Annotated in this window: 19 protein-coding genes; 7 read left to right on the forward strand and 12 right to left on the reverse strand. The window is 63.1% G+C overall.

The window, feature by feature from the left end:
- Positions 1 to 237: 237 nt before the first annotated feature.
- The 3 genes from LMTR21_RS04760 to LMTR21_RS04770 form a co-directional block, all read right to left on the reverse strand.
- A complete protein-coding gene (locus LMTR21_RS04760; protein WP_065750968.1) occupies positions 238 to 852 on the reverse strand; it encodes a glutathione S-transferase family protein in 615 nt (204 codons plus the stop codon).
- A 124-nt stretch (positions 853 to 976) separates the two neighbouring features.
- Positions 977 to 1,789, reverse strand: a complete 813-nt coding sequence (locus tag LMTR21_RS04765; protein ID WP_065750969.1) for an MBL fold metallo-hydrolase — start codon at positions 1,787 to 1,789, stop codon at positions 977 to 979.
- Positions 1,786 to 2,160 (reverse strand): Crp/Fnr family transcriptional regulator, encoded by a 375-nt coding sequence (locus LMTR21_RS04770; RefSeq protein ID WP_065750970.1) that lies wholly within the window; start codon positions 2,158 to 2,160, stop codon positions 1,786 to 1,788. The genes LMTR21_RS04765 and LMTR21_RS04770 overlap by 4 nt, the downstream gene beginning before the upstream one ends.
- A 236-nt stretch (positions 2,161 to 2,396) precedes the next feature.
- Here LMTR21_RS04770 and LMTR21_RS04775 point away from each other — a divergent pair, with 236 nt between their 5' ends.
- A complete protein-coding gene (locus tag LMTR21_RS04775; RefSeq protein WP_246175111.1) occupies positions 2,397 to 3,407 on the forward strand; it encodes a hypothetical protein in 1,011 nt (336 codons plus the stop codon).
- A gap of 88 nt (positions 3,408 to 3,495) precedes the next feature.
- The gene (locus LMTR21_RS04780) at positions 3,496 to 4,983 is read left to right on the forward strand and encodes a hypothetical protein (protein ID WP_065750971.1); all 1,488 of its coding nucleotides are present in this window, start codon (positions 3,496 to 3,498) and stop codon (positions 4,981 to 4,983) included.
- A 9-nt stretch (positions 4,984 to 4,992) separates the two neighbouring features.
- Here LMTR21_RS04780 and LMTR21_RS04785 read toward each other — a convergent pair whose 3' ends face one another.
- From LMTR21_RS04785 to putA, 3 genes are all read right to left on the reverse strand, one after another.
- A complete protein-coding gene (locus LMTR21_RS04785) occupies positions 4,993 to 5,640 on the reverse strand; it encodes a glutathione S-transferase family protein (RefSeq protein ID WP_065751030.1) in 648 nt (215 codons plus the stop codon).
- An 11-nt stretch (positions 5,641 to 5,651) separates the two neighbouring features.
- Complete coding sequence (locus LMTR21_RS04790; protein ID WP_065750972.1) at positions 5,652 to 6,857, reverse strand: CaiB/BaiF CoA transferase family protein; 1,206 nt, start codon at positions 6,855 to 6,857, stop codon at positions 5,652 to 5,654.
- Between the two features lie 110 nt (positions 6,858 to 6,967).
- Complete coding sequence (gene putA / locus LMTR21_RS04795) at positions 6,968 to 9,970, reverse strand: bifunctional proline dehydrogenase/L-glutamate gamma-semialdehyde dehydrogenase PutA (protein WP_065751031.1); 3,003 nt, start codon at positions 9,968 to 9,970, stop codon at positions 6,968 to 6,970.
- Between the two features lie 252 nt (positions 9,971 to 10,222).
- Between putA and LMTR21_RS04800 the strand changes: the two genes are divergently transcribed.
- Positions 10,223 to 10,885 carry a hypothetical protein gene (locus tag LMTR21_RS04800; RefSeq protein ID WP_246175124.1) on the forward strand — a complete coding sequence of 221 codons (663 nt, stop codon included), beginning with the start codon at positions 10,223 to 10,225 and terminating at the stop codon, positions 10,883 to 10,885.
- 147 nt (positions 10,886 to 11,032) lie between these two features.
- Here LMTR21_RS04800 and LMTR21_RS04805 read toward each other — a convergent pair whose 3' ends face one another.
- The 3 genes from LMTR21_RS04805 to LMTR21_RS04815 form a co-directional block, all read right to left on the reverse strand.
- The gene (locus LMTR21_RS04805; protein ID WP_028351035.1) at positions 11,033 to 11,233 is read right to left on the reverse strand and encodes a cold-shock protein; all 201 of its coding nucleotides are present in this window, start codon (positions 11,231 to 11,233) and stop codon (positions 11,033 to 11,035) included.
- Between the two features lie 341 nt (positions 11,234 to 11,574).
- Complete coding sequence (locus tag LMTR21_RS04810) at positions 11,575 to 11,826, reverse strand: hypothetical protein (RefSeq protein ID WP_065750973.1); 252 nt, start codon at positions 11,824 to 11,826, stop codon at positions 11,575 to 11,577.
- 201 nt (positions 11,827 to 12,027) lie between these two features.
- Positions 12,028 to 13,761 carry an adenylate/guanylate cyclase domain-containing protein gene (locus tag LMTR21_RS04815; protein ID WP_065750974.1) on the reverse strand — a complete coding sequence of 578 codons (1,734 nt, stop codon included), beginning with the start codon at positions 13,759 to 13,761 and terminating at the stop codon, positions 12,028 to 12,030.
- Positions 13,762 to 14,082: 321 nt separating this feature from the next.
- Here LMTR21_RS04815 and LMTR21_RS04820 point away from each other — a divergent pair, with 321 nt between their 5' ends.
- A complete protein-coding gene (locus LMTR21_RS04820) occupies positions 14,083 to 15,588 on the forward strand; it encodes a glycosyltransferase family 39 protein (RefSeq protein WP_065751033.1) in 1,506 nt (501 codons plus the stop codon).
- A 776-nt stretch (positions 15,589 to 16,364) separates the two neighbouring features.
- Here LMTR21_RS04820 and LMTR21_RS04830 read toward each other — a convergent pair.
- The 3 genes from LMTR21_RS04830 to LMTR21_RS04845 all read right to left on the reverse strand — a co-directional run bounded on the left by LMTR21_RS04830 (position 16,365) and on the right by LMTR21_RS04845 (position 22,501).
- Complete coding sequence (locus tag LMTR21_RS04830) at positions 16,365 to 19,712, reverse strand: adenylate/guanylate cyclase domain-containing protein (RefSeq protein WP_065750975.1); 3,348 nt, start codon at positions 19,710 to 19,712, stop codon at positions 16,365 to 16,367.
- A gap of 300 nt (positions 19,713 to 20,012) precedes the next feature.
- The gene (locus LMTR21_RS04840) at positions 20,013 to 21,041 is read right to left on the reverse strand and encodes a YcjF family protein (RefSeq protein WP_065750976.1); all 1,029 of its coding nucleotides are present in this window, start codon (positions 21,039 to 21,041) and stop codon (positions 20,013 to 20,015) included.
- On the reverse strand, positions 21,038 to 22,501 hold the full coding sequence (locus LMTR21_RS04845; RefSeq protein ID WP_065750977.1) for a YcjX family GTP-binding protein: 1,464 nt from the start codon (positions 22,499 to 22,501) through the stop codon (positions 21,038 to 21,040). The genes LMTR21_RS04840 and LMTR21_RS04845 overlap by 4 nt, the downstream gene beginning before the upstream one ends.
- Before the next feature lie 417 nt (positions 22,502 to 22,918).
- Between LMTR21_RS04845 and trhA the strand changes: the two genes are divergently transcribed.
- From trhA to LMTR21_RS04860, 3 genes are all read left to right on the forward strand, one after another.
- On the forward strand, positions 22,919 to 23,617 hold the full coding sequence (gene trhA, locus LMTR21_RS04850) for a PAQR family membrane homeostasis protein TrhA (RefSeq protein ID WP_065750978.1): 699 nt from the start codon (positions 22,919 to 22,921) through the stop codon (positions 23,615 to 23,617).
- A 26-nt stretch (positions 23,618 to 23,643) separates the two neighbouring features.
- Positions 23,644 to 24,438, forward strand: a complete 795-nt coding sequence (locus LMTR21_RS04855) for an SDR family oxidoreductase (protein WP_065750979.1) — start codon at positions 23,644 to 23,646, stop codon at positions 24,436 to 24,438.
- Positions 24,439 to 24,559: 121 nt separating this feature from the next.
- Entirely contained in the window at positions 24,560 to 25,978 is a 1,419-nt protein-coding gene (locus LMTR21_RS04860) for a hypothetical protein (RefSeq protein WP_065750980.1), read from the forward strand.
- The last annotated feature ends 16 nt before the right edge of the window (positions 25,979 to 25,994 follow it).

Here is a 25,994-nt window from a genome sequence, read left to right on the forward strand (position 1 = left end):
TGCCCTAAACCAAGGGATAGTCGGCTCCATCCGTTTGCACAGCGCGAGCCTACCTCAAGACGGTTTGGCCATACCTGCATGCAATGGCATCGGCCGGCGCCGGGTGTTACCAATCAAGGTAGATAGCAAGCGGAATGCAAGCAACGGAACCGGACCCCGTGAGCCGGCAGTTGCAAGATGAGGTCGGCGGCGTAACGCCCGCCGGCCTTTTTCTTGAGCGGTGAGCGAACTGCTACTTTACGCCTTCGCCGAAGGCCGCTCTCCCACCCGCGCCATCCAGGTCACGATGTTGGCATTCGTCGTATCGAGCGGCTGGCCGACCTGGCCGGCGAAATCGAGCCAGCCGTAAAGCAGAATATCGGCCAGCGTGAAGCGCTTGCCGCAGATATATTGGCGGCCGTCGGCCATCTGGCCGTCGAGCCATTGCAGGCGGTTGGCGGCGATCATCTTCAGGCCGGGCGAAGCCTCGGGCGCGCAGGGAATCCGCTTCTCGAAAAATTTCAGGCCTTCGCCGAAGCGGAAGCCGTTGCCCATATGCTCGCAGATGTTGAGATCGACGCGGCGCGTCCACATCCGGCATTCGGCGCGCTCTTCCGGCGTTGCCCCGATCATCGGCGGGCTAGGATGCTTCTCTTCGAGATATTCGCAGATCGCGGTGATTTCGGAGAGATAGTTGCCGTCGTCGAGTTCGAGCGTCGGCATCTGGCCATGCGGGTTGCGCTTCAGATGCTCGGCCTCGCGGTTCTCGCCCTTGCGCAGATCGACCGTCTGCTTCGGCATCTCGATGCCCTTCTCCGCCATGAACATGCGGACGATGCGCGGGTTCGGTCCGACCGAGTCGTAAAACTTCATGGTGCTGTCTCTCCCGATGTTTTTGCGCAGTGTTGTTGGGAACCGTTGAACAGGCCACCGTGCCATTTGTCAAATGGCCGAACCACACATTCGGCGTGGCGGAATATGTTGCGGACGAACCGGCCTAGCTGTCGTCGAGCTTGTTGAGGTCGCGTACCGACTGCATGATCGGCTCAAAGTTCGCCCGTGCATCCAGTGCATCGAACAATTGTGCGGTGTCCGACAGCAATGCGTGCGAGCGCTGGATCGCGATCCGCACGTCGTCCTGCGGCGTATCGGACAGCCGGCCGTGGCCGGACAGCAGGATTTTTGAGTTCAGGCCCTTCAGCCGCTCCAGCGACTGGATGTAGTCGGCGATGCTGCCGGAGCCGAACACGCCGCCCATCACGCCGCCGGGCATCAGCGTATCGGAGGCGAACAACAGGCCCTTGTCCTGATCGAACAGCGTGATGCAGGCCGAGGTATGGCCCGGCGTGTGCATCACATTGAGGCGAAAATTCCCGAGGTCGACCAGATTGCCTTCTTCGAGCCAGAGGTCGACATTGATCGGCACGTTCGGCTCATTGAACATCTTGCGCAGCATCGAGAAGTCGTCGCGCAGCATGATCTTGTTGGCGGCCAGCCGATGCGCGGCGATGAAAGCGCTGTCATGGAAATGATAGGCCGCGCCGATATGATCGAGGTGCTCGTGGCTCAGCACCACCATGTCGATCTCGTCGGGCTTCACCCCGAGATGGTTGAGGCACGTCAGCAGGTGCGGATAGTTCGAGGATAGCCCGACATCGATCAAGATGGTGCGCGAGCTGCCGCGTACCAGATAGGCGTTCGCCGCGCGATTCTTGAAACGCACCTGATAGACGTCCTCGGCCGCCTCGATCAGCGTGCAGACGTCGCTGTCGAGCAAAGTCTTGAACGGGCTTGGCCGGCGCTCGCTCATGAGTTCGCTGCGGTCCTAAAGGCGACCGTGTTGGAGGCCCGCAGGCGCTTGCTGAGCGCATCCATGATCATCAGCGCAAAGGCCGGCTGCTGGCTGACGAGATAGACGAAGCGGGCGTGATTGATCCGCATCACGCGGGTGTGGGGCGCGGCCGCAATGGCGGTTGCAGACCGGGACGAGCCGTCGATGACGGCCATCTCGCCGAAGAACTCGCCCTTGCCGAGGGTGACGATCACGGTCTTGCTGGCGCCGTTCATCTTGGCGATCTCGACCTTGCCGTCGAGCACGACAAAGAGTTCCCGCCCGGTCGAGCCTTCCTCAAAAATGACGTCATCTACATCAAACTCGTTGATGCATTTTTCGATGGTCATGGCGAACCTCCTGCCTTTCTGGCTGGTGGTCACTCCATGTTAGTCGGGAAACAGACCGGCGCAAACGGAACACGGATGCCGCAGGGCAGCATGGAGGGCCCGGACGTTACGGCCCGCAGACGACGGCCCAAGGCCGGGCCGGATGAGTTCCTAAAATTTCGGTAAGGCCGGCGCCGGTAACGATTTGGCAAGCAATAAAAGTTACCAAATGGTCAATCAATTCTGGAGAATCCAACGTGAGCGATCAGCAATCCCTGCCCACCAGCGGTGAAGCCGGAACTCCTGGCGCCGCGCCGGCTGCTCCCGGCGCGGCTGCGACGGGCGAGCCGGCAGCGGCCGCGGCAGAGGTCGAGACGGCCAAGCTCTCACCCGGGCAGGAAGAGACCGCGCCCAAGTCCGACGCACCCAGGGTGGAGGCCGTCGGCATGGAAGCGCCGAAGGTCGAGATGCCAAAGGCTGAAGCTCCCAAGATTGACGCTCCCAAGATCGACGCCGTGAAGCCGGAAGCACCGCGCTTCCCCGGCAACGTGACGATCATGTCGCCCGGTGACCGCGTCGGCTCAGAGGCGAAGGCTGCGCCGGCGGAAGCATCGTCCGGCAAGCGCAGGTTCGGAGCGATGGCCGCCGTGGTGGCGCTGGCGACGGTGGCGGGTGCGCTCGGTGGCGCGCTGGCAACCGCGGGGGTCGGAAAGTTGATGGCCCGAGATGTGGCCCAGGATACGGCCGCGGCCGCGGTGAAGGACAGCGCGCTCGAAGCTTCGGTGGCGCGGATCGATGCCGAGATCGTCGCGCTGAAGGCGAGCCTCGAACATACCGCCAAGGCTGGCGTGACCCAGTTCAACAAGGCCAGCGACCGCCTCGACAAGGTCGAGAAGGCGCAGGCCGAGCCTGCCGCAAAACTCGCCAGGCTCAGCGAATCCGTCGACAAGCTCCGTGCCGCCCAGGCGTCCGCAGCGACGGCTCCTGCCACCGCGAAGGACGTGACGGGCTCGGTACCGCAACAGGTTGCTGCCGCAGCTCCACCGCCAGCGGCTCCGCCGAAGCCTGAAGTTGCCCGGCTGCCGACTGTCGAGGGCTGGATCTTGCGCGACGTCGCCAACGGCAGCGCCCTGATCGAGAGCCGCCGCGGCATGTACGAGGTCTATGCCGGCGATCCCGTGCCGGGCCTTGGCCGTGTCGACGCCATCCGCAAGCAGGACGGCCGCTGGGTGGTCGTGACCAGCAAGGGTCTGATCGTCGCACGCTGACGACGACATCTAAACAGGAAGGCGCTTCACAGCGATGTGAGGCGCCTTTTTCCTTGAATAGACCTCTTTGCGCGGTGTTAGTTGGGGCATGAGCCGCGCGCCCTTTCTTGTCCTCGTACTTGCTCTGCTGTGCGGTGCTTTGCCGGCGCGCGCCGCCGAGACGGCCGCCCTGGAGCGCGGCACCGCCATCACCGATCCGGCGGCGCTGCGCGAACTCGGCGGCGGAAAATTTCGCCTCGACCGCATGCTGCTGCCGGAGCGGTCGGCCGATATTCCGCTCGCCAACAGCGCGCTGTTCGCCTTGCCGTCGATGATGCCGGTCCAGCAGGCGATCGATGGCGAGTTCGATCGCTACATCGCGCGGCATCAGGCGAGCCTACCGAAGGAGACGATCGGCGTCGGCGAGGGGTTTGATTTCCAGCTGTTCGACCGCACGCTGCTTTATTCGCCCGAGACGCGGTTCGTGCTGGCCGGCATCGTCAACCGCATAGACCGCACTTACGCTGCGGAAGCAAGCTGCGGCGAGATCCGCCTGATCTACCGCCTGACACGGATGAACAAGGCGGCCGGCGACCAAGCGTCGCCGCCGCGGCTGCCGATGACGCTGAACGTCGTGCTGAAGGCGAGGGGTGAGGGGAAGGCGATTGCCTGTTCTGAAATCGCCGGGCGCTGGCTCGCCGCGCCGCTCGCCGGGACAGACCTGATCCGCCATGAAAATATCGACCGCATCGAGACCAATCTGCAGATCGCGCACGCGCCGAAATCAGCCGTGCGCGATTTCCGCACCGACTATCTGTTGAAGGTGTTTCGCTACGATCGGGACGCGCGTGTCTTCTCGGAAGCGCCGATGGAAAATCAGATCGACCGTGCGCGCCTTCTGGCGGACGATGGCCTCAAGCGCGAGTTCAGGGCATGGCTGCTCGATCCCGTCAACCTCGTCGCGTTCGATCGCGGCACCGTGCTGATCCCGGAAAAATTCCTCGCAAACGGCGCGATTGCGCCAACGCCGGTCGGGTTCGACCCGTCGGATCTGGAGCCGGAATTCGGGCTGGTGCAGGGAGAGGGAGCTGTGTTCAGCGAAGCTGACGTCGTGGCTGCGCTGAGGAAGGCAACAGAAGGCGGCGCGAAGTTGCAGAACATCCGCTCGCTCGCCGGGTTCGAGCGGCGGCTCAACGACGTGACCTGTTCCGGTTGCCACCAGACGCGCGGTATCGGGGGCTTTCATTTTCCCGGTGTCGACTGGATGGCGGACAAGCCGTCGAACGCGACCGTGGTACCGGCCTCGCCGCATTTCTTCGGCGACCAGATCCGCCGCCGCGATATTCTTGAAAGCCTGCGCGACGGCAAAGAGCCGGACTACTCGCGCGGCTTTGCCAGCCGTCCGCAGTTGCGCGGCAGCACCGAACTCGCCGGCACCAATTATCAGGACGGTTGGGGCGCGCATTGCTATGTGCAGGGCAAACCGGCCGCCAGCAATGACGCGAGTTTTCGTGACTGGACTTGCGCCGAAGGCCTGACCTGTCAAGCCGCCGGCAAGACTTCCCGTATCGGCATGTGCTTCGTCAAAAGCCGCTAGCAACCACCCTCACTTGGCGTAGTGCGTCAGGCGTTTGCCGGGCAACAGGTCATAGGCCGATTTCCAGCCGGGCAATTGCGCCATTCGCTTAAGCCACGCATCGATCGCGGGATGGCTGACCGCCCAATCATACCCGGTCTCGTCGGCGGGATAATGCAGATAGGCCATCATGGAAATGTCGGCCACCGTCGGCCGTTCGCCGATGGCGAATGCATTCTTCTGCAGGTGCTGCTCGAGGATCGACAGGAAATCATCAAGCCGCCTGCGGAAATGCTTCAGCACATGCTCATCCGGCGACGGCGTGAAGGTGCGGAAATAGCGGTAGGTCGCCATGTAGCCGGTGAGCTTGTGGTTGTCCCAGAACAGCCAGCGCAACAGTTCGAACTGCTCCTGCTCGGTCTCGCCGCCGAACCGGCCGAACTGTTTGGCCAGCTTGAGCAGGATTGGCGCGGTCTGGGTAAGACACTCGCCGTCCTCTTCCAGCACCGGAATTTCGCCCATCGCGTTGACGTCGCGCCGCCATTCCGGCGTGCGGGTGACGCCACCGCCGAAATCGGTCCAGACCGGCTCAAACTTCTGCCCGCACAGAGTGAGCATCAGCGCGAGCTTGTAGCTGTTTCCGGACTCCGCAAAATAATGCAGGCGATAGCTGGGCATGGCTTGCTGCCTCACGCCACCGCGCCGGCCGCGCGCAGCTTGCCGATCGCGGCCTCGTCATAGCCCGCGTTACGCAGGATCTCGTCGCTGTGCTCTCCGATGCCGGGCGGCTTGCGCGGCTGAACCTTCTTGCTGCCATCCACCCAGATCGGGCTGGAGATCGTCAGCATGGTGTCGTTCTCGAACGGCACCAGCACCTCGTTCTCGATCATCTGCTTGTCGTTCGGGATGTCGTCGAGAATGCCGACCACGCCAAACACGAGGCCGTTGCCGTCGAGGATCTTGCGCCATTCGGCAAGGTCCCTGGTCGCAAAAGTCTCGTCGAAGATCTTGATCAGTTCGAGCGAGCGCGCATGGCGGTCCTTCTTGGTTTCGAAGCGCGGATCGGCGATGAGATCCTCGCGGCCGAGGCAGCGCGCCAGCGTCGGCCATTGCCGGTCCTCATTGAGCAGCGAGAGGATCAGCCAGCGGCCGTCCTTGCACTGGTAGTGATTGGTCACCGCGTTCAGCGCGCGCTCGCGCGGGCGGCGTTCGCCGAATTTTGCGCCGACCAGCTTTGCCTGCGCCAGCACCGAAGCCGCCCAGATGCCGTTGGCCATCAGGTTGGAGCTGACATGCGAGCCCTTGCCGGTGCGCTCGCGCTTGTAGAGCGCGGTGACGATCGCGCCGTAGAACGCCATCGCACAGGGGTGGTCGCCCATGCCGGCGATCGAACGCGCCGGTGTGGTGTGCTCGTCCGCGCGCACCAGATCCATCAAACCGGAGCGCGCCCAATAGGCGTTGGAGTCGAAGCCGGGCTTGTTGGCTTCCTCGCCCTTTTCGCCATAGCCGGTGAAGGACGCGTAGATCAGACGCTCGTTGTGGGGCGCCAGATGCTCATGGGTGATGCCGAGCCGCTCGCGCACTTGCGGCGGATAATTGGTGATGAAGACGTCGGCCTGGGCAGCGAGGCGATGCAGCACGGCCTGGCCCTCGGGCTTGGACAGATCGAGCGCGAGGCTCCGTTTGTTGCGGGCTTCCAGCATCCACGCGAAATTATGCTCGCTATGCGGGTAGCCCGGCAAATTCGGCAGGTTGCGATAGGGGTCGCCGGCGCCGGGCGGCTCGATCTTGATCACGTCGGCGCCGAAATCCGACAGCACGGTGGCGGCCGCAGGGGCTGCGATGAAGCTCGCGCAGTCCAGAACCTTGAGGCCTTCGAAAATACCCTTATCCATCGTGGCGCCGCTCCGTCTGGCTTGTCTGATTGTTTTTCGTGGGTCGGAATTACCGCCAGCGAAAGCCGGCATCCGGATGCCATTTGACCCATCTCGGGTGGGCGATGCAACTACTCGCCGCCGGACATCAGCGCTGCATTTCCGCCGGCTGCGGCGGTATTGATGGTCACCGTCTGCTCGGTCGCAAAGCGCGCCAGATAATGCGGCCCGCCGGCCTTCGGGCCGGTGCCGGATAGCCCGTGGCCACCGAACGGCTGCACGCCGACGACCGCGCCGATCATGTTGCGATTGACGTAGATGTTGCCGACCTGAACGGCGTCGATGACCTCCTCCACCGTGTCGTCGATCCGGGAATGGATGCCGAGCGTGAGCCCATAGCCCGAGCGTCCGACCGCTTGCAGCACGTGGTCCAACCGGTCGGCGCGGTAGCGCACCACATGCAGCACCGGGCCGAACACTTCTTCAGTGAGCTGTCCGGCATCGGACAATTCGAAAATATGCGGCGCGACGTAATTGCCTTGTGGTGCGTGACCCGCAAGGTGCACCCGGGCTTCCTTCTTCATGCGTTCGATATGCGCATCCAGCCGCTGCTTGGCCTCAGTATCGATCACCGGTCCGATATGGGTGGCGGGATCTGCGGGATCGCCGATGACAAGCTCGCGCGCCGCGCCAGCGATCATCTCGATCATGCGGTCGGCGACGTCATCCTGCAGGAACAACAGCCGCAGCGCCGAGCAGCGCTGGCCGGCGGAGCGGAACGCCGAGGTCACGACATCGTCGGCGACCTGTTCGGGCAGGGCGGTGGCATCGACGATCATGGCGTTGATGCCGCCGGTCTCGGCGATCAGTGGCACGATCGGCCCGTCCTTGGCGGCGAGCGCGCGGTTGATGGTGCGCGCGACTTCGGTCGATCCGGTGAAGACGACACCGGCGATGTCGGGATGCGCCACCAGCACGCCGCCGATCCGGCCGTCGCCTGCCACCAGATGCAGCGCTGACGTTGGCACGCCGGCTTCATGCAACAGCCGCACAGCCTCGGCCGCGATCAGCGGCGTCTGCTCGGCCGGCTTCGCAACGACCGCATTACCCGCCATCAATGCTGCGGTAACCTGGCCCATGAATATCGCGAGTGGAAAATTCCACGGCGAGATCGCGATGAACACGCCGCGGCCGCGCAGGCTGAGAATATTGCTCTCGCCCGTCGGCCCTGGCATCGTCTTGTCTTCACCGAACAGTTCGCGCCCTTGGGCCGCATAGTAGCGGCAGAAGTCCACGGCTTCGCGGACTTCCGATATCGAATCGTCCAGTGTCTTGCCACCCTCGCGTTGCAGCAGCGCGATGAAGTGCGGCGCGCGCGCCTCCAGCAGGTCGGCGGCTTCTTCCAGCGTGGCTGCGCGCGTTCCAGCTGGCGTTCTGGCCCAATGCCTGAAGCCGTTCCGCGCTGCCAGTATCGCCGCATTGGCTTCGCTCTCGGTTGAGTCAGCGATGCTCCCCGTTGCAGGCAATGGTGTGACGGCGATGGCCGAGACCAGTTGCCCCAGCGCCGCGCGCTCGCCGAATTCGATCCCGCGGGAGTTTTTCCGCTTGGCCCCATAGAGATCGCGCGGCAGCGGAATGTTCGGATGGGCCGCATTGTCCGCGCGGCCGATGATGTCGGCCGGACGCCGCAGCAATTGCGGCACCGGGATAGCCTCGTCGGCGGCGAGCGCAACAAACGACGAGTTCGCGCCATTCTCCAACAGTCGCCGCACCAGATAGGCGAGCAGGTCGCGGTGGCTGCCGACCGGCGCGTAGGTGCGATGGGCAATATTGGGACGATCTTCGCCGAGCTTTGCGTAGAGTGCCTCGCCCATGCCGTGCAGGCGCTGAAATTCGAAGCCGCCTTGCTCCGTCGCAAGCTCGAGGATGGTCGCGACGGTCAGCGCATTATGGGTAGCGAATTGCGGAAATAACCGCGGCCGCAGCGCCAGCAATTGTTGTGCGCAGGCGAGGTAGTTCAGATCCGTCATCGCCTTGTGGGTGAAGACGGGATAGCCGTCGAGGCCCCGTTCCTGCGCACGCTTGATCTCGGTGTCCCAATAGGCGCCCTTGACCAGCCGCACCATCATTTTGCGATCGAGGCTGCGCGCGAGGCGATCGACGTAATCGATCACGGCGGCCGCGCGCTTCTGATAGGCCTGGACCGCCAGCCCGAAACCGTCCCAGCCTGCAAGCGAGGGATCGGCGAACGTTGCCGCGATCACGTCGAGCGATAACTCCAGCCGGTCTGCCTCTTCGGCATCAACCGTGAAATTGAGGTCATGGGATTTTGCCTGTCGGGCAAGATCGATGAGCCGCGGCACCAGTTCGTCCGTCACCCGGGTGCGGCTTACCGCCTCGAAGCGTGGATGCAATGCCGAGAGCTTGACCGAGATACCGGGACGGTTAGGCAGCGGACGGTTACCCGCCGTGCGGCCGATCGCTTCGATCGCGCTCGAATAGGAATTGAAATAGCGCGTGGCGTCATCTGCGGTGCGCGCGCCTTCGCCCAGCATGTCGAAGGAGTAGCGCTGATGACGCGACGAATGCGGCTGCGCGCGCGACAGCGCCGCCTCGATGGTCTCGCCGAGCACGAAGTGATTGCCCATCAACCGCATCGCCTGGCGCGTCGCCGCCCGCACCGCTGGCGCGCCCAGCCGCTTGGTCAGCCGGCCGATGGTCCCCTGCGGCGTCTCGCCGGGCTGGATCACGCGGGCAGACATGCCGAGCGCCCACGCCGAGGCATTGACCAGGAAGGCGCTCGACCTCGTTTCGTGGTGGACGAAGTCGCCCTCGGCGAGCTTGTCCTCGATGAACTGGTCGGCGGTGCGGGCATCCGGCACGCGCAGCAGCGCTTCTGCCAGCACCATCAGCGCCAGTCCCTCCTTGGTCGAGAGCGCGAACTCGCGCAGCATGTCCTCGACCCCGCCGAGTGGATCGTCATTGGCCCTGATGGCTTCGATCAGCCGCGTCGCCATGCGATCGATGCGAGCCTCCTGCGCCGCGTCCAGCCGCACGGCCTGGAGCAGGCCGGTGGCGATGGCGCGATCGTCGGGCGCGTAGGGTGCGCTGAAGGGCGGAGGCGGCGCGGGAATCAGCATGGGATTCTCTTCGTTCTAGCCAGCTTATCGGGACCGGGATTGCCGGAACAGGCGCAAATCCCCCGATTGTCCAGGGTGGCGGGCAGCCCAGGCAGCACAGGAATGGTATGGCGGAACCACCTGGCGCAAGGAGAGCACAGCGGGCGGAATTCCGGCGGTGCCGTCCCCAGATCGCGGCCTTGCTGGTTGGCAGTGCGCGGGAGCCGCGCTAAGCGTCACGAACGCCGTCGCTTGGGAACCGCAGGGATGATGAGAGAGGCCGCTCTGCCGACACTGGGAAATCTCACGCGTAACAGCTTCGCGGCCGCGCTCGTCGCGTTTGTCGCCGCGCTGTTTGCAGCGCCGCCTGCGAGAGCGGTCGAGATGAGTTCCGAGGTCGCCAACCTCTACAGCTCGGTTTCAATCTATCCGCCATCCGCCACGTCGATGACCGTCTGCTACGGTTTCGTCTGCCGCCGCCGCGAGATCCTCGATTTTACCGCCGGTGACCGCGGCGCGCTGACCCAGATCATGGCGGCGGGCCGCGCCTCGGCCGCGGCGGAGCGTGCTGCGATTCAGAAGGCGGTGGTGTGGTTCGATCGCCGCATGGGGCCGATCCTCGGCACCGACAAGCGTGTGGCGAAGGCGGATTTCCGCTACTTCGACGACAAGCACAATTACGATTGCTGGGACACCACGCGCAACACCACCAGCCTGCTCCTGGTGCTGCGGGAGTGGGGCCTGTTGAAGCATCACGCGATCGGTGATCCCCGATATCGCGGCAATACGCTGGTATTGCAGACGCCGCACAACACCGCGGTGCTGGTCGATCGCGCCACCAAGGTCGAATGGGTCGTCGACCTCTGGCCGCGCGGCTATCTGCAGCCACCGGACGTGATGACGGTCCAGAAGTGGGTTACGGAAGATTGAGCGGCCGGTTTTGGCGCAACGGTCTAGCCATCGCGCGTGCAGAAGCGGTGCCCGCTCCGCCGAACGCTCACAGTTTTCGAGAAGTTTTTTAAGCCCAACTCCCGGATTTAGGTCCGAGAGCGTGCCGTTGCCGGTTGCGCTTGCGCGCTAAACCTTGAGGTTCTCGGCCGAAGTCTTGCCGCGGTTGGCGATCTCTTCGTACTCGACGGTCTGCCCTTCATTGAGCGTCGAAAGCCCAGCTTTCTCAACTGCCGAAATATGAACGAACACGTCCTTGCCGCCGCTTGAGGGCTGGATAAATCCATAACCCTTCGTCGGATTGAACCACTTCACCGTACCCTTAGCCATTCACGTCGTCTCCGCGGAATCAAAAAAATATACGAGCCGCCGGTCCCCGCACTAACCGGCATGCCCGCGGCGGCAGGATACGCGGGTTAGGGCGGGCTGGGTAGCGCAAACGGACCAGCCGATTCGACAAAAATGCCCCCATTCGCGGCCGATTTAGGCTGTTTTGCCGGTTTCGCCCTCATTTGACGCAGCCGGACAGTAAGGATTTCCAAATCGGTCGATTGGCCTGACTCGCTGCGTGCTGAGGTCATTCTTGCGCTTGGCCCCAGGCATGGCGTGACGCATCGTGCACGGAAGACCCCGGCCGCTAGCCGCGACCGGGGCCAATGCATTGATCTAGATCAATAGCAGATGTTTACCGTCCGCCAGCGGAACCCGTACGGCGTCAGCACTCGGCGGGTCACGTAGCAGCCGCCATAGCCGCCACCGATCAGGCCGATGCTGATGCCATGGCCATGACCATGGCCGTGGCCGAAGTGGTGGTGGTGATGGTGATGCGGCCAGAACCCGCCCGCCGAAGCGGTGCTGGGAGCCAGCGCGACGGCGCTGAGGGACGCGGCGGCAACAAGGGCGAGGGTCACTTTGCGAAGCATGGTCGTTCTCTTTCAAATGTGCGCGGTCGACGTTTCGTCTCGGCGCGGGTTTAAGTTTCAGTCTTACCCATCGCCAATCTGTCGTGTGCTTGAGAGAGCGGGTTCGAGGTTTGCGGCCTGCGTTCGCCGAGAATTTTCTGAACGATTATTCAGGTGTGAAAAACATCACACACGCTTCGAACCGCTATAACTGTAGCGCTTTCACGCTGCCGCGCTTTGCTGTTCGTTAACCAGCGCCGCCAAGCTTCGCGCATCCATTACCGTGCGTACGATCATCGGTTCGTTGCGTCCGCGAATCTCGACGTCATGCTGCGGCAGCGCATCGGCGTCGAGGCCAGCCGTTGCGCGAACTTCATCGGAGATGACGGCCTCGCATACCAGGCTCTTGGTCATGTCCTGCAAGCGCGCCGCGACATTGACGGGATCGCCGAGCGCGGTGAACACCATGTGGTCGCGATAGCCGATGTCGCCGACGATGACTTCGCCGCCATTGATGCCGATGCCGAAGCGGATCGGCTCGCGCAGGTCATGTTCGAGAAACTTGTTCAACTCGTCGACATTGGCGGCGATCATCGCCGCCGCCTTCAGGGCCTGACGGCACGCGTTCTGCCGGCTGGTCGAGAGCCCGAACAGCGCCAGCATGCCGTCGCCGACGAACTGGTTCGGCCTGCCGCCGCTCTCGATCACCGCCTGCGACACCGCTCCGAGGAATCGGTTGACGATGAAGACGGTGTCGAACGGCAGCCGTTTTTCCGCAAGCTTGGTCGAGCCGCGCATGTCCACGAACAGGCTGACGAGATAGCGCTCCTGGCCGATCCGGGTCGGGTTGGAGTCGTGGCCGTCGGCGGACATCGTATGCGGCAGGAACAGCTGGAAGAACGAGAGGTCGGCCGGCGGCCGTAACTGGCAGGCGAGGCGGATAGATGGATCCGACGTGCCGACCCGGCCGAGCACGAAGGCTTCGCGCTGCGAAGGCTCCGGCAGCGCGCTGCAATCGCCGATGATGCGGATGCGGCAGGTCGAGCAGCGGGCGCGGCCGCCGCAGACGCTGGCATGCGGCACGTTGTTGCGCAGGCTCGCCTCGAGCACGCTCAGCCCCTTCGGCACACGCACCGTGCGGCCGTTGCCGTAAGAGAGATTGATCATGCCGCGGCGGCGCTCGTTGACGGCGCGGACGCCCCGCGCCACCAGCGCGATGCCGATCAGGCCGAAATAGCCGAACAGGAAATAATCGGTGATGCGATCGAGCGCCTGCGCCTCGGCTCGCGTGCCGATCTGGCGCTCCGACTGGGTTTCCGCCCGCCACTCGGTGCTGTCATTGTCGATGACCATGCGCCCGCTCTGATAGAAGCCGAGCATGGAGAGCGTCGGGATCAGCACCGCCGCGGCGAGCAGGAACGGTGCGGCGCGCTTGTAGAACGCCCGCATGCGGAGCCAGAGATAGAGCCCGATACAGCCATGGACCCAGGCGATGGTCATCACCGCGAGCATCATCGGGATGCGCCACGGCGCCCAGATCCAGTACAGGAACAGTATCTGCGGATAGAGTTTCTCGTGCTCGTAGAGTGTCTGGCCGAGCCGAACGCCGATGATGTGCGCGATGATCATCATCGGGATGCTGAGGCCGAGCGCCAATTGCAGCGGCTCGATCGCCTTCCAGCGAAATTGCCGGCGTTCATACAGCGCCCAGATGCCGAGCGCGGTGTGCACCAGGCATGCGGCGTAGAACAGGATCGTGACCGGCAGGAATTGCCAGAACGCCATGTGGATCTGGACGCCGCTCTCCAGCGCCTCCAGCGAGATGTTGCCGAGCGCGTGGTTGAGGAAATGGCTCACCAGATAGGCGAACAGGATCACGCCGGTGGCGAGGCGGACCTGCCGCAGGCTGATGCTGCGGACGAAGGTCGTGATCTGGTCTCGAGAAAGGGCGGCCATGCGATCCACAGGGGTCAATGTTGGGCGATGGTAGCGCTTAATTCATAAGCTAGATACCGGTCCCCGTCGTCCCTGCGAAAGCAGAGATCCATACTCCGCGGCCTCTCCATGTCGCTGTAGCCCATGCGGTTCTCCTTACCACGATCGGTGGCTATGGGTCCCTGCTTTCGCAGGGACGACGATTAACTTTTCCGTCACGGCGCGTTGACACTCCCGGCACAGTCGAGGAGAAAGCGCGCCGTGACCATAGCCCCACCCGATAAGCCCAAAGCCAGTTCCGCCGCGCCGCCATGGCTTGCCGTGGCGTTGCTGATCGCGGCGATGACGGCGATGCGGCTGGTCTATGCCGGCATGCTCGACCTGCGCACCGACGAGGCCTATTACTGGACCTGGTCGAAGGAGAGCGTGCTCTCCTTCCTCGATCATCCGCCCGGCATCGCCTGGTCGATCCGGTTCGGCACCGCGATCTTCGGAGACACCCTCATCGGCGTGCGGTTCGGCGGCATCGTCGCGATGCTGGTGACGCAGCTCCTGCTCGCCGACATCGTCCGCCGCGTGACGCATGATATGCGCGCCATCATCTTCGCGGTGCTGTTGCCGGAAGCAGCGCTGTATTACGGGCTGTTGATGGCGAAGGTCGCGCCCGATACCGCGATGATCCCGTTTGCGGTTGCGATGCTGTGGTCGCTGGTGCGGCTTAACGAGAGCGGCAACCCGCGCTGGTGGCTGGCCGCGGGGCTGTTCGCGGGGCTCGCGCTGCTGTCGAAATTCACCGCAATCATGCTGCTGCCGGCGGTGATCGCCTTCGTGCTGGTGCCGGACTGGCGGCGGCGCTGGCTGCTCAGCTCGTATCCGTGGCGGGCGGCGCTGATCGCGGTGATCGTGTTTTCGCCGGTCCTGATCTGGAATGCGCAGCACGACTGGGCCTCGTTCCGTTTCCAGCTCGTGCGCGCAGTCGCGGACCGCCAGTTCTCGCTGCGCACGGTCGGCGAATTCATCGGCATGCAGTTCGGCCTCGTCGGCTTCGTGCTGCTGCCGGTAGTGCTGTTCGGCGTGATGCTGACGGCCTGGCGCGGTTATCGAACGCGCGAACCGGTTGCGATCCTGCTCTCGACTGCCGTGCTGGTGCCGTTCCTCTATTTTCTCTGGAAGTCGCTGACGCTGCGCGTCGGCGACACCTGGCCGATGTTCCTGTGGCCCGCCGGCTTTGCTGCGACCGCGATCAACCTCGTCATGCTGCGACGCGAGGGCGTTTCGGAACGCATGATCAAATCGACGTTCTGGTGGGCGAGGGTGGCGGTCATCTCGGGCATCGCCTTCGTGGTCGGTGTGTTCTTCTACTACGTGGCGGCGCCCTGGAATTTGATCGGCCGAACCGATCCGGTCGGCGCCGAAGCAGGCTATGAACAGGTCGCGGCACGTGCGCGCGAGCAGTTGCGGGCGACCGATGCGACCTGGATCGCGACGTCGGACTATCGCACCTATGCGATGCTGCGCTGGCATTTCAACGGGCAGGTGCCGGTCATCCAGATCAACGAGCGCGGCAGGTTTCAGGGCTTTCGCGATCCCGGCATGGACCTGATCAAGGATCATCCCGGTCTCCTTGTCGCGCGCGAGCCGGACCATCGCCTGCCGCTGTGGGATCTGACGACGGCGCAGCGGCAGCCGCTGGAGCGGGTCGAGCGCGTCTGGCGCGGCACGGTGATGGACACCTATGCGCTGGAGAAGCTCACCGGCTGGACGCCGGAGCTGTCGCCGGCGCCGGATTCGCCGCTGTTCCACTGGCGCGTGCTGGCGGAAGGTGAGGGATGCAGCCGCCTTTCTTGAAGTCGTCGTCCCCCGCGCATGCGGGGGATCCAGTACGCCGCGACTTATCGGTTCTATCATGATGTCTCTGGAATACTGGATCACCCGCCTTCGCGGGTGACGACGACTGTGGGAATGAAGCTTGTAGTAGCCGCTGCGCTCGCAATGACGGTGGATATAGCGTCGCGATCTCGCGACATATTTTGCCCGAGGTTTGCATCTTCGTTTGCCCTCCTCGAAATTCAGAGGGCGCAGGGAAGACCGGGTGCTTGCTGCACCCGAGGTCTCGTGTGCCGTTGCGCATAGCAAGGAAACGCACACGAGCATACAGGTACAGCGGAAACACTCCGGCCTTCCCTGCGCAATGGCTTTACGGCTTACTTCGTGCTCTTCCCGGAGAACGGCTCTTTTGCCTCCGTCGCCTGTGAGAAGCTTGCGCTTCTCAGGACTTAACGCCAGCACCGCGGCGCCCGAACCACACGACTTCGCCGTACGCCTCACGTCACGTACGTCATCGTGACATCAGCGTCCATCGCATCTCACCGCACGTTCGTGACGATCGCGAGCGCCCCTCATCTGCCGTGAGACGGGCGGAGTTATGCGACTGATTTGCCCCAGATGTTAAGCGGAATATTTTTCAATTCCCGGCTTGACATGATTTCGGAAAATCAGAATTGATTTGCCCTGGGAGCTATTTTGTGCAGTTTGCAAATCAGTTCGCAGTTCGTGGAAGTTCGTAGGATGGCTGGAGCCCCAGCGTCTGACCCATTGGACCGATTGCGGTCCGAACCTGAACATCACCAGGAACTTTCCAATCTTGCCTTGGCCTTCACCAGATCCGGCGTGTCAAAACCCTCGCTAAAAGATCCATAAACCTCGCCGAGCTGTGAGCGACACCTGCCGGCGGCTGGTCTCAGCTCATACAAGTCACACAAACTCAGACAAACTCTAAGTTCAAAGGATTTGGCTTTCTGCTCGCGCGCGACCTCGAGACCTTTGCAAAAATAATGCTCCGCCTGATCCAGATTCTGGTTCGATTTAAGGTACGTTTCGCCAAGCAGACGATATATTTCCGCCGCGTAGAAGCGTTCGCAGTTCTCTCCATTGAGTCCTGATTCCACCTGCTTCAAAGCGTCAAGCGCTTGCCCATAACGTTTGTTCTTGATGCAGGCATCCGCCATCAATCCCAAAGAGTACGATTCCAGCAGCAAGGCCCCGGTCGCCCGCTTTTTTTCCAGGCCTTCTTGAATCTCGGCAATACCCTTCTCAAACTCACCTTGGTCGGCACTTGCCCACCCGCGCAGAATCAACGCCATGGCCAGATAGTGCACAAACTCATGCTCTTCGCAGAATGCGATAGCGGCATTGGCCTCACCTGCAACAACTGCAGCATCGCCGCGAAACTGGTGCACCCGAAGGCCTACCGTTCGGGCAATTGCCTCGCTGAACGGATATTGAGATGCATCTGCGTATCGGCGAGCGTCCGCGCAAAGCCGCAACGCCTGATCTGGATAGCCGAGCACCCAAAGTGCCATGCCGTCGTATGACCTTGCATGAACTCGCGGATCTTGTGCTGAAAGTTCAAGATATTCTGCGGCCCTGCAGTCCTCGCAGAGACTGATACTGCGTCGTAGCTCCGCGTGGGCAGCAGAAAATTTCCCTTGTGCAAACAGGGTAAACCCCAAGGCTTCGTGGCCAAGAACATCATAAGCCGAATTTTCGGCGCCCTCAGCGCTCTTCAGCAAATGTTCGGCAAGGGCTTGAGCCTCGCCAAGCGAAGCACGAACGAAATTCCAGCTCCATAGGCCAAACACCGCAGGCAAGACATGTTCGTCAAGCCCACTCTCTTTACACAGTTGAACCGCCCGCGTGCACGCATGCTTCACACTGTCAGTGCTCCAGCCCTTAACCGCCCGAAGGGAGTTGCCGAGAGAAATTTGGAGAAGCAACTCCGATTTATTTCGGAGCATCGGTTCGTCGATGTTGGGAATCTGATTCAACCCTTGTTTCAGATGACCGATCGCTTCGTTGTGCGCGGAACGAGCCGCAGATTGTTTGCCTGCTTCATACCAATAGTGCAGGGCCCTTTTGTAGTTTCTCGCTTGGGTGTAATGGTAGGCAATAATTTCAGGCTGAGTTTGCACGACTTCAGGAAATTTCTGCTCGAGCCCCTTTGCGATCGCGGCGTGTAGATGCACGCGCCGGCTCTTTAGCAGCCCGGCATACGCCGCATCCCGCACCAACGCGTGCTTGAAAGTGTATACCGAGTTTGGAATTTCTCCCCGGCAGAACACCAGTTCCGAGCGCACCAATTGGTCGAGCGCCTCGTCCAATTTCTGCTTCGGTAGCCCGGCGACCGCATTCACAAGCTCGTAATGAAATTCACGGCCCGCGACGGCACTGATCTGGGCCACATCCCGCACGGGCGACAGCCGGTCAAGGCGAGCCATCAGCGAAGCCTGCAAGGTGGTTGGGATCGCGAACGAAGGTAGAGGGCCATCAAGAACGTATTCGTGGTCACGCTCTCGCAACAACCCGCCTTCGATCACCATCTTCGTCAGTTCCTCTATGAAGAGAGGCACCCCGTCGGTGTGCGCGAGAATGTGCTTCATTACCTCCTCGGGAAGCGTCTTGCCCCCGGTCACCCGCAGGACCAGCGCCGCGCCGTCGCGTCGGCCAAGGCGGGTGAGCGGGATCGTTGTGGTGTGAGGATAGCTCGGCCATGGGGGAGTGAATTCTGGCCTGGCCGTGATCAGCATCAGTGCCCGAAGCTGCGGCACTCGCTCCACAGCGGCTGCAAGGAGCTCGAGCGAGGTTGGGTCAATCCAGTGTACATCTTCGAAAATAAGAAACACCGGTTGCTGCGCCGCCAATCCATCGAGCTGGGCCAGCAATGCGGCGAAGGTTTTCTCCTTGCGTTTTTGTGGAGTGATGTCCCGCATTCGGTAATGATCATCGACCCGTAGCGCCAGCAAGTTGGCCAGAACTGCCAGGTGTTCGGAATTGTGTGTGGATTGCCCCAGTAGCGCGCCGAGCTTGGACAGTCTCTCCTGAGGTGAATCGCCGCGCTCGAACCCGGAAGCACGTTCGAGCTGGGTGATGAATGGGAACAATGCGCTGTGGGTATGATGCTCGGAGCAAAAATAGCGCAAGGTGATGTGTGGTTCACCCTGGATCCGCTCATTAAGCGCCAATGCGATGTGTGACTTGCCAATACCTGGCTCTCCTGTAAGGGTCACCGCTCGCCCCCCTTCCAGGGTGACCTGTCGCCAGCGACGCAACAGAAGCTCTATTTCCTCCTCGCGCCCGAACAGAGGCGGCAGCTTGGCAGCGTGCATCGCCTCGAAACGGCTCTCTACGCCGCTCGTTCCCAGCACCTGATAAACCTGGAAGGGCTTCGCCCAGCCTTTCAGCACGACGGGGCCGAGGTCAGCGTAGTAAAACTTTCCCTCGGTGAGCCGGCGCGTGCTCGCGCAGATCAGCACGGTCCCTGGCTCCGCTATCGCTTGCAGCCGCGCGGCGAGGTTTGGCGTCTCACCGACGACCTCTTGCTCCGCCAATATTTTCTCAATCAGAAGCTCGGCGACGACCACAGTGCCCGTCGCAATGCCGATACGGATCTGCAGTGTCTCGGCGACGTTCCGGATGCTCGCCACGGCATCAATGAGTGCGAGCGCAGCGCGCACGGCCAGTTCGGCATCATCCTCATGTGCTTGCGGGAAGCCGAAATAGACCAACGCACCGTCGCTCATATAGCGGGCAATCTTTCCGTTATAGCGACCTATGACTGCCGCGATGCAGCTGTGATACGCGCCAATCAGCGCGCGCATGTCCTCCGGGTCCAACCGCGCCGCAATGGCTGTGGAGCCAACCAAATCGCAAAACATCACTGTGAGGTGGCGTCGCTCGCCTTCATCCGGTCGCCTCGGCTCGGTCGCTGCTTCCGCCGGTTTGGGCCTGGCTGCGTCTTCAAGCGCCGCTATGGCGCGCAGCAGCTTGCGGCGATGACCTAAAAGGACGCCCAGTTCCTTCAGGTCTTGCTCCGTCAGGTCGCGGAGGACCGAGAGGTCAATGCCGTTTTCGCCGAAGCGCTGGGCGTACTCCGACAGGCCGATTGACTTGAGCCACTCGGTGACGCCTCTCATGGCGCTCCCCGCTCAGTTCTCGGTCCCCGGAGCGTTTGATACGGCACAAGGTATCACAAACGGAGAAAAAGTGAATGCGCGGCAAGACAGGTTTTGAACAAGCGGGCCGGCGGCAACCTGTACTCGACCCTTCTATGGTTTGAAACGTTTGGACGCAGCGGGTCGGGCCGCCTCACCGCGGCCGGTGTCAGCCCGCACTTCGTAGGGTGGGCAAAGGAGCGTTAGCGACATGCCCACCATCTATCGCCGATCGCGCTTGCTTGATGGTGGGCACGCTTCGCTTTGCCCACCCTACGCAACTCACTCATCGTCGCGCTTGCTCAGCAAATCCTTCGCGAGATCGGAGAGCGCCGGTCGCGGCAGCGCGGTGAACGGCAAGGGGCGCGTGACGTCGATGGCCGCAAGCCCCAGCCTTGCCGTGAGCAGGCCGTTGAGCACGCCTTCGCCGAGCCGCTGCGAGAGTTTGGCGGCGATGCCGTGGCCGAGCATCTGCTGCACCAGGCTGTCGCCGACCGCCATGCCGCCGGTGATGGCAAGATGGCCGATGACGTGGCGCAACAGGCTGATCATGCCGAGCGTGCCGGGACGGCCGCCATAGAGCCGCGCCAGTTGCCGGATCAGGCGCATCGCGGCGACGAACACGAACAGCACGTCGATCAGGGCGCGGGGGCTCACGGCGGTGACGACCGAAACGCGCTGTGCGGCGGTCGAGACCAGCCGCCGCGCCTCTTCGTCGAGCGGCGCCATCAGTTCGCGCTCGGCCAGCTTGATCATGTCGGCGCCGTCGATGATGTCGTCGGCATGGCTGACAAGCGTGGCGCGGGCGCGCGCCAGCTGCGGGTTCTGATGCGCGAGCTTGAGTAGGTCGTTGACGACGGCGCGGCTCTCGGCGCGATCGTCGCTGCGCAGTACCTCCGTGGCGCGCAGATGCAGCTTTTCGATCGCCGCCAGCCGCGCCAGCCCGAACGCTTCGCGGCCGATGACGACGGCGAGCGCCAGCCCGGCCGCCACCGCAAATGCCAGCGCGACGTAGCCAAGCGTCTGGCTGCGCGCGAACAGATCCTCGATCAGGTTGACGATGCCGAGCCCGGTGCCGAGCAGCACCAGACCGCCAACCGCCGACCAGAACAGCGTGCCCCAGCGAAAGCCGCGGCGCACCGGGATACGGGGCGCGTCGATCGGCACGGGCAGCAGCGCGGGATCGGCCTCGGGCGTGATCTGCACCGTGCCGCGGGCGGGGCGGCCGGTCTCGTCCGGATCGATCACGACGACTCCGGGATCGCCGAGCTTGAACGTCGCCGGCCGCCGATGCGGCGTCTTTTCGCTCATTGCAGTCGGTCTCCGATCAGGAACTGAAGGGCGCGGTCGAGGCGGATGTGAGGCAGCGCGGGCTCTTCCTCGGGCTTGCGTTCCAGGAGCGGCGGCCGGAAGCGCAGGAAGCGGAAATCGGCGTTGTCGTGCGGCGTGCTCGAAAGGCCGCGAAAACCACCGTTGAACAGTGCTTCGGGATCGGCGGGCAGGTCGCCCGGAAAGGTCGCAACTTCGGTCTCGCCGTCGAACGTATCACCATTGGCGGTCTCGCCGGGCGCGGGCGTGCCGAGGATCGACGGCAGCTTTTCCCGGCCGCGTGCAACCGTCGCTTCGCGCGTGGCGCGCACCGCGGCGAGCGCGACGACGTCGATGGCAGCTCCCGCATATTCGGCGCGGTCGGCCGCCTTGGCGACGGCGCGCCGCAAGACGGCCTCCAATCGGTCGTGACTGGAATGGTGCAGATGATCGGCCTTGGTGGCGGCAAACAGGATGCGATCGATCCGCGGACGAAACAGGCTGCTCAGGATCGTGCTGCGGCCGATGCGAAAGCAATCGAGAATGCCGGCCAGCGCTGCTTCGAGATCGTGCAGCGCTTCGGGGCCGGCGTTGAAGGCGGCGAGCGCATCGACCAGCACGATCTGTCGGTCGAGCCGGGCAAAATGATCGCGGAAGAACGGGCGCACAACCACGTCCTTGTAGGCTTCATAGCGCCGCCGCATCATCGCCCACAGCGAGCCGTCGGGCGCGGTGCCGTCGATGGCCACATCGAGCGGCGCAAACGTCAGCGCCGGCGAGCCGGCGAGGTTGCCCGGCATCAGGAAACGGCCGGGCGGCAGCAGGCTCATGGCGAAACGTTCGTCGCGGCAGGCGCGCAAATAATCGGTGAACAGTTTTGCGGCGGCGAGTGTCGCCTGTTCGTCCTCGCGGCCCTCCGCGTCAAGCGTCTTCAGGTGCGCATGCCAGGGCGCGGCGAGTTTTGCGCGCGGGCCCTCGCGCGACAGCGCAAGGCTCTCGGCGGACCATTGCTCAAAGCTTCTATTGAGCAGCGGGAGGTCGAGCAGCCATTCGCCGGGATAATCGACGATGTCGATGGTGAGCGTGCGGTCTGCGCCGTTCTGGCGCTGGTAGTCGATGCCGAGGCGCAATTCGCTGATGTCGACGGTGGAGTTCGGCCAGCGCCGCTCCTCGATCAGGGTGCGGACGTGGCTCTCATAGGCGAAGCGCGGCACCGCATCGTCCGGCTGCGGCTCCAGCCTGGCACGGGCGATCCGGCCCGTGGCATACGGCTCGAATACGGGAAACCTGCCGCCGCGGGTGAGGCCATGGATCAGTGCCGTGATGAACACGGTCTTGCCGGCGCGCGACAGGCCGGTGACGCCGAGCCGGACGGTGGGATTGAAAAAGCTGTCGCCGTAGTCCAGCAGCGCCCGCGCCGACAGGCGCGCTTCCTCGACGATATCTGAAAAACTGGGGGGCATGCGGGTGGAGAGCTCGGTGCAAGGACTCGGTGGGCGATGCTCAGGAAAGTGGCGATTGGAGAGGTAAAATCAAGCTCTTGTGATCGCCCGAGAATGTATCCCAGCTCGTCATGCCCGGGCTTGTCCCGGGCATCCACGTCTTGCGGTCTTGCGGGGAAAAGACGTGGATGGCCGGGACAAGCCCGGCCATGACGGAGCATGAGTTGGCTGTTCCCCGCACCGATAGGAGGTCGTTCTCGGCAGCACGAAAATGCCACGGCGATGGGGTATGTGATGGTCTGCCGGAACTTGTCGCCGGGCGAGGACTCGCGTGCGACCCGCTGACGGGTGATGGCGTTCAAGCCGACGGCTTGAACGCTTCGTTGACCTCGGAAGACCCATATCTTATCGCTCTCCCACCAGCTTCTGCGGGCCTGCATGACCATTTTCAGACTGAAGCAACTCGCCTCGACATCGATCCATGCGGCGGCCGACGCCATGCACTGGAATTACGACCGCGCCGAACTGATCGCCGACGGCGTCGTGCACATCGTCGGCATCTCGCTCGGGCTTGTCGCCGCCACCGCCCTGATCGTCTTGACCGCGGTCTATGCCAGCGCGTTCGAGATTGCGGTGGTATCGATTTACGTCGCGGGCCTGCTGGCGATGCTGACCTTGTCGGCGGTTTATAATCTCTGGCCGGTGTCGCGGGCCAAATGGGTGCTGCGCCGTTTCGATCATTCGGCGATCTATCTCTTGATCGCCGCCACCTATACGCCGTTCATCGTGCAACTCCGCGAGAGCTATCTGGCGATCGCGCTGCTCGTCGGGGTGTGGTGCATCGCCATCGCCGGTATCGTGCTGAAGCTGTCGGTGCCGGGGCGGTACGATCGTCTGGCGGTCGGGCTCTATCTCGCGCTCGGCTGGAGCGGCGTTACGCTATACGACGCGGTGGTGAAGGCGGTGCCGCCGCTGGCGCTGGGTTTCGTGGTGGCGGGTGGCGTGCTCTACACTCTTGGCGTGATCTTCCATGCCTGGCAGCGGCTGCGCTTCCAGAATGCGATCTGGCATGGCTTCGTCTTGCTCGGCGCCGCCTGCCATTATACGGCTATTCTCGATATGATGGTCCTGACGTAGGATCATCAAAAACGGGGAGAGCGCTCATGCAGGTGGCCGGCAAAGTCGTGGTTGTCACCGGCGGCGGCAATGGCATCGGCAAGGCGATGAGCGAGGCCTTCCATCGCGAAGGCGCGGCCAAGGTAGTGGTCGTCGATATCGATCCTGCCGCCGCGCGGGCCGTCGCCACGCCGATCGGCGGGGCCGCCTTCAAATGCGATGTCGGGAAGGAGAAGGACATCCTTCACGTCATAGAGGAGACCGAGCATCAGTTCGGTCCGATCGCGCTGTTCTGCTCCAATGCCGGCATCGGCGGCGGCTTCGATCCGCTGTCGGTCAACGCCGGCGGAACCTCCGACGAGCCCTGGTCGCGAAGCTGGGCCGTCCATGTCATGGCCCATGTCTATGCTGCCAGGCATCTGATCCCGCGCATGAAGGCGCGCGGCGGCGGCTATTTCCTCAACACGATCTCGGCGGCGGGATTGCTGTCGCAGGTCGGCAGCCCGGCCTATTCGACCACCAAGCATGCGGCCGTAGGCTTTGCCGAAAACCTCGCGATCTCGCACAAGGCCGATAACATCAAGGTGTCGATCCTGTGTCCGCAGGGCGTCGACACCAACATGCTGCGCTCGATACCGAAGGGCCCGCAATCCGGCGACGGCGATCTGTCGCCGGAGCAGGTGGCCCAGGACGTGCTGAAGGGCCTGGAAGCGGAAAGCTTCGTGATCCTGCCGCACCCGCAGGTGCTAGGCTACATGCGCAAGAAGACCGAGAATTACGACCGCTGGATCGCAGGCATGGCGAAGATCCAGGCGAAGATGCGGGAGAGTTACGGGAAGTAAGCTGAGGTCATCTCTCACCACTTCATTGCGAGCCAACGGGTCGCGCGAATGCGCGCCCGATGACAGGCTCCGCGAAGCAATCCATACTTGATGCGTACAATTGGTTCTTGGGGGTTCGATTATGGACAGCCACGAAACCGACTACCTCGTGATCGGCGCAGGCGCCGCGGCGATGGCTTTTGCCGACGAGGTGCTGACCAACAGCGATGCTCGGATCATCATGGTCGACCGGCGCGACAAGCCGGGTGGCCATTGGAACGACGCCTATACCTTCGTCCGTCTTCACCAGCCCTCCAAGTTTTATGGCGTCAGTTCGCGGGAGTTGAGCCATCCTGGGCTCGACGTCGCGGGCCTGAATGAGGGCCTGTATTCGCTGGCGAGCGGCGCGGAGGTGCTGGCCTATTACGACCAGGTCATGCAGCAGCGCCTGCTTCCTTCAGGGCGCGTGCAGTTTTTTCCGATGTGCAACGTCACGGCGGACGACGCGTTTGAATCCCTGCTCACCGGCCGGCGGCATCGTGTCGCCGTTCGCAAGCGCGTGGTCGACAGCGCCTATTTGACCTTCGACATTCCCTCGACCCGCGAGCCGAAATTTTCGGTCGCTCCCGGCGTGAAATGCATCCCGCCAAACCAGCTTCCGGGCATGGCATCGCGATCGGACAATTTTGTCGTGGTTGGCCCGGGAAAGACCGGGATCGACGCCTGTCTCTGGTTGCTGGGTCACGGGGTCGACCCGGTGCGGATCCACTGGGTGATGCCGCGCGACGCCTGGTTCATCAACCGCGCCAATATCCAGCCGGGCGACGAATTCCTGCTCGCATTCATCGCAAGCCTCACCCGGCAGTTCGAAGCGCTGAGTGCCGCGGCCGACATTGCCGATCTCTTCGAACGGCTGGAGGCGAGCAGTGAATTGCTGCGCCTCGACCCGCAGGTAGTGCCGACCATCTACCGCTGCGCCACGATCACTGAAGCTGAACTGGTTCAACTGAGACGGATCGGCAATGTCGTGCGGAAGGGCTATCTGAAGGCTGTCTATCCCGATCGTCTCGTCCTCGATCATGGCGAGGTAGCGCTGGTGCCGAATTCGCTGATCGTCGATTGCTCGGCCAGCGGCATTTCACGAAAACCGCCGGTCCCGATCTGGGACGGCAGCCGTATCAACATTCAGATGATACGAACCTGCCAGCCGACTTTCAGCGCCGCGTTGATCGGCTTCATTGAAACGGCTTTCGCCGATGATGCGCAGAAGAACGCCTTGTGCGCACCGGTGCCGAACCCGGTTCTCGATACGGACTGGCTGCGCATGCTGGCGGTCTCGACCAGGAATCGCATGGGCTGGCGCGCCCAGGCGAACATCGAGGAGTGGTTGGCGCGGTCGCGCCTGAACAGTTTGTTCGCCGCGATGGCGCGGGTCGGGCCGGAAGAGACGGAGAAGCTGGCGGCGCTGAAGCGCTTCCACGATGCCAGCGCCGAGGGCCTGGCGAAGCTTCCCCAGTTGCTGGCCGGCTTGAGCCGGAAGGTCACGCAGGAATCGGCATGAGCGCGATCGACTTCGT

Source organism: Bradyrhizobium paxllaeri (assembly GCF_001693515.2).
Lineage (GTDB): Bacteria > Pseudomonadota > Alphaproteobacteria > Rhizobiales > Xanthobacteraceae > Bradyrhizobium > Bradyrhizobium paxllaeri.

Bases quoted from the DNA above. Each gene is read 5' to 3' on its own strand.
- LMTR21_RS04765 (WP_065750969.1), bottom strand. From the start codon at position 1,789: ATGAGCGAGCGCCGGCCAAGCCCGTTCAAGACTTTGCTCGACAGCGAC.
- LMTR21_RS04800 (WP_246175124.1), top strand. From the start codon at position 10,223: ATGATGAGAGAGGCCGCTCTGCCGACACTGGGAAATCTCACGCGTAAC.
- trhA (WP_065750978.1), top strand. From the start codon at position 22,919: ATGACCATTTTCAGACTGAAGCAACTCGCCTCGACATCGATCCATGCG.
- LMTR21_RS04830 (WP_065750975.1), bottom strand. From the start codon at position 19,712: ATGAGAGGCGTCACCGAGTGGCTCAAGTCAATCGGCCTGTCGGAGTAC.
- LMTR21_RS04770 (WP_065750970.1), bottom strand. From the start codon at position 2,160: ATGACCATCGAAAAATGCATCAACGAGTTTGATGTAGATGACGTCATT.
- LMTR21_RS04820 (WP_065751033.1), top strand. From the start codon at position 14,083: ATGACGGCGATGCGGCTGGTCTATGCCGGCATGCTCGACCTGCGCACC.
- LMTR21_RS04790 (WP_065750972.1), bottom strand. From the start codon at position 6,857: ATGGATAAGGGTATTTTCGAAGGCCTCAAGGTTCTGGACTGCGCGAGC.
- LMTR21_RS04860 (WP_065750980.1), top strand. From the start codon at position 24,560: ATGGACAGCCACGAAACCGACTACCTCGTGATCGGCGCAGGCGCCGCG.
- LMTR21_RS04845 (WP_065750977.1), bottom strand. From the start codon at position 22,501: ATGCCCCCCAGTTTTTCAGATATCGTCGAGGAAGCGCGCCTGTCGGCG.
- LMTR21_RS04810 (WP_065750973.1), bottom strand. From the start codon at position 11,826: ATGCTTCGCAAAGTGACCCTCGCCCTTGTTGCCGCCGCGTCCCTCAGC.
- LMTR21_RS04785 (WP_065751030.1), bottom strand. From the start codon at position 5,640: ATGCCCAGCTATCGCCTGCATTATTTTGCGGAGTCCGGAAACAGCTAC.
- LMTR21_RS04855 (WP_065750979.1), top strand. From the start codon at position 23,644: ATGCAGGTGGCCGGCAAAGTCGTGGTTGTCACCGGCGGCGGCAATGGC.
- LMTR21_RS04840 (WP_065750976.1), bottom strand. From the start codon at position 21,041: ATGAGCGAAAAGACGCCGCATCGGCGGCCGGCGACGTTCAAGCTCGGC.
- LMTR21_RS04815 (WP_065750974.1), bottom strand. From the start codon at position 13,761: ATGGCCGCCCTTTCTCGAGACCAGATCACGACCTTCGTCCGCAGCATC.
- LMTR21_RS04805 (WP_028351035.1), bottom strand. From the start codon at position 11,233: ATGGCTAAGGGTACGGTGAAGTGGTTCAATCCGACGAAGGGTTATGGA.
- LMTR21_RS04760 (WP_065750968.1), bottom strand. From the start codon at position 852: ATGAAGTTTTACGACTCGGTCGGACCGAACCCGCGCATCGTCCGCATG.
- LMTR21_RS04780 (WP_065750971.1), top strand. From the start codon at position 3,496: ATGAGCCGCGCGCCCTTTCTTGTCCTCGTACTTGCTCTGCTGTGCGGT.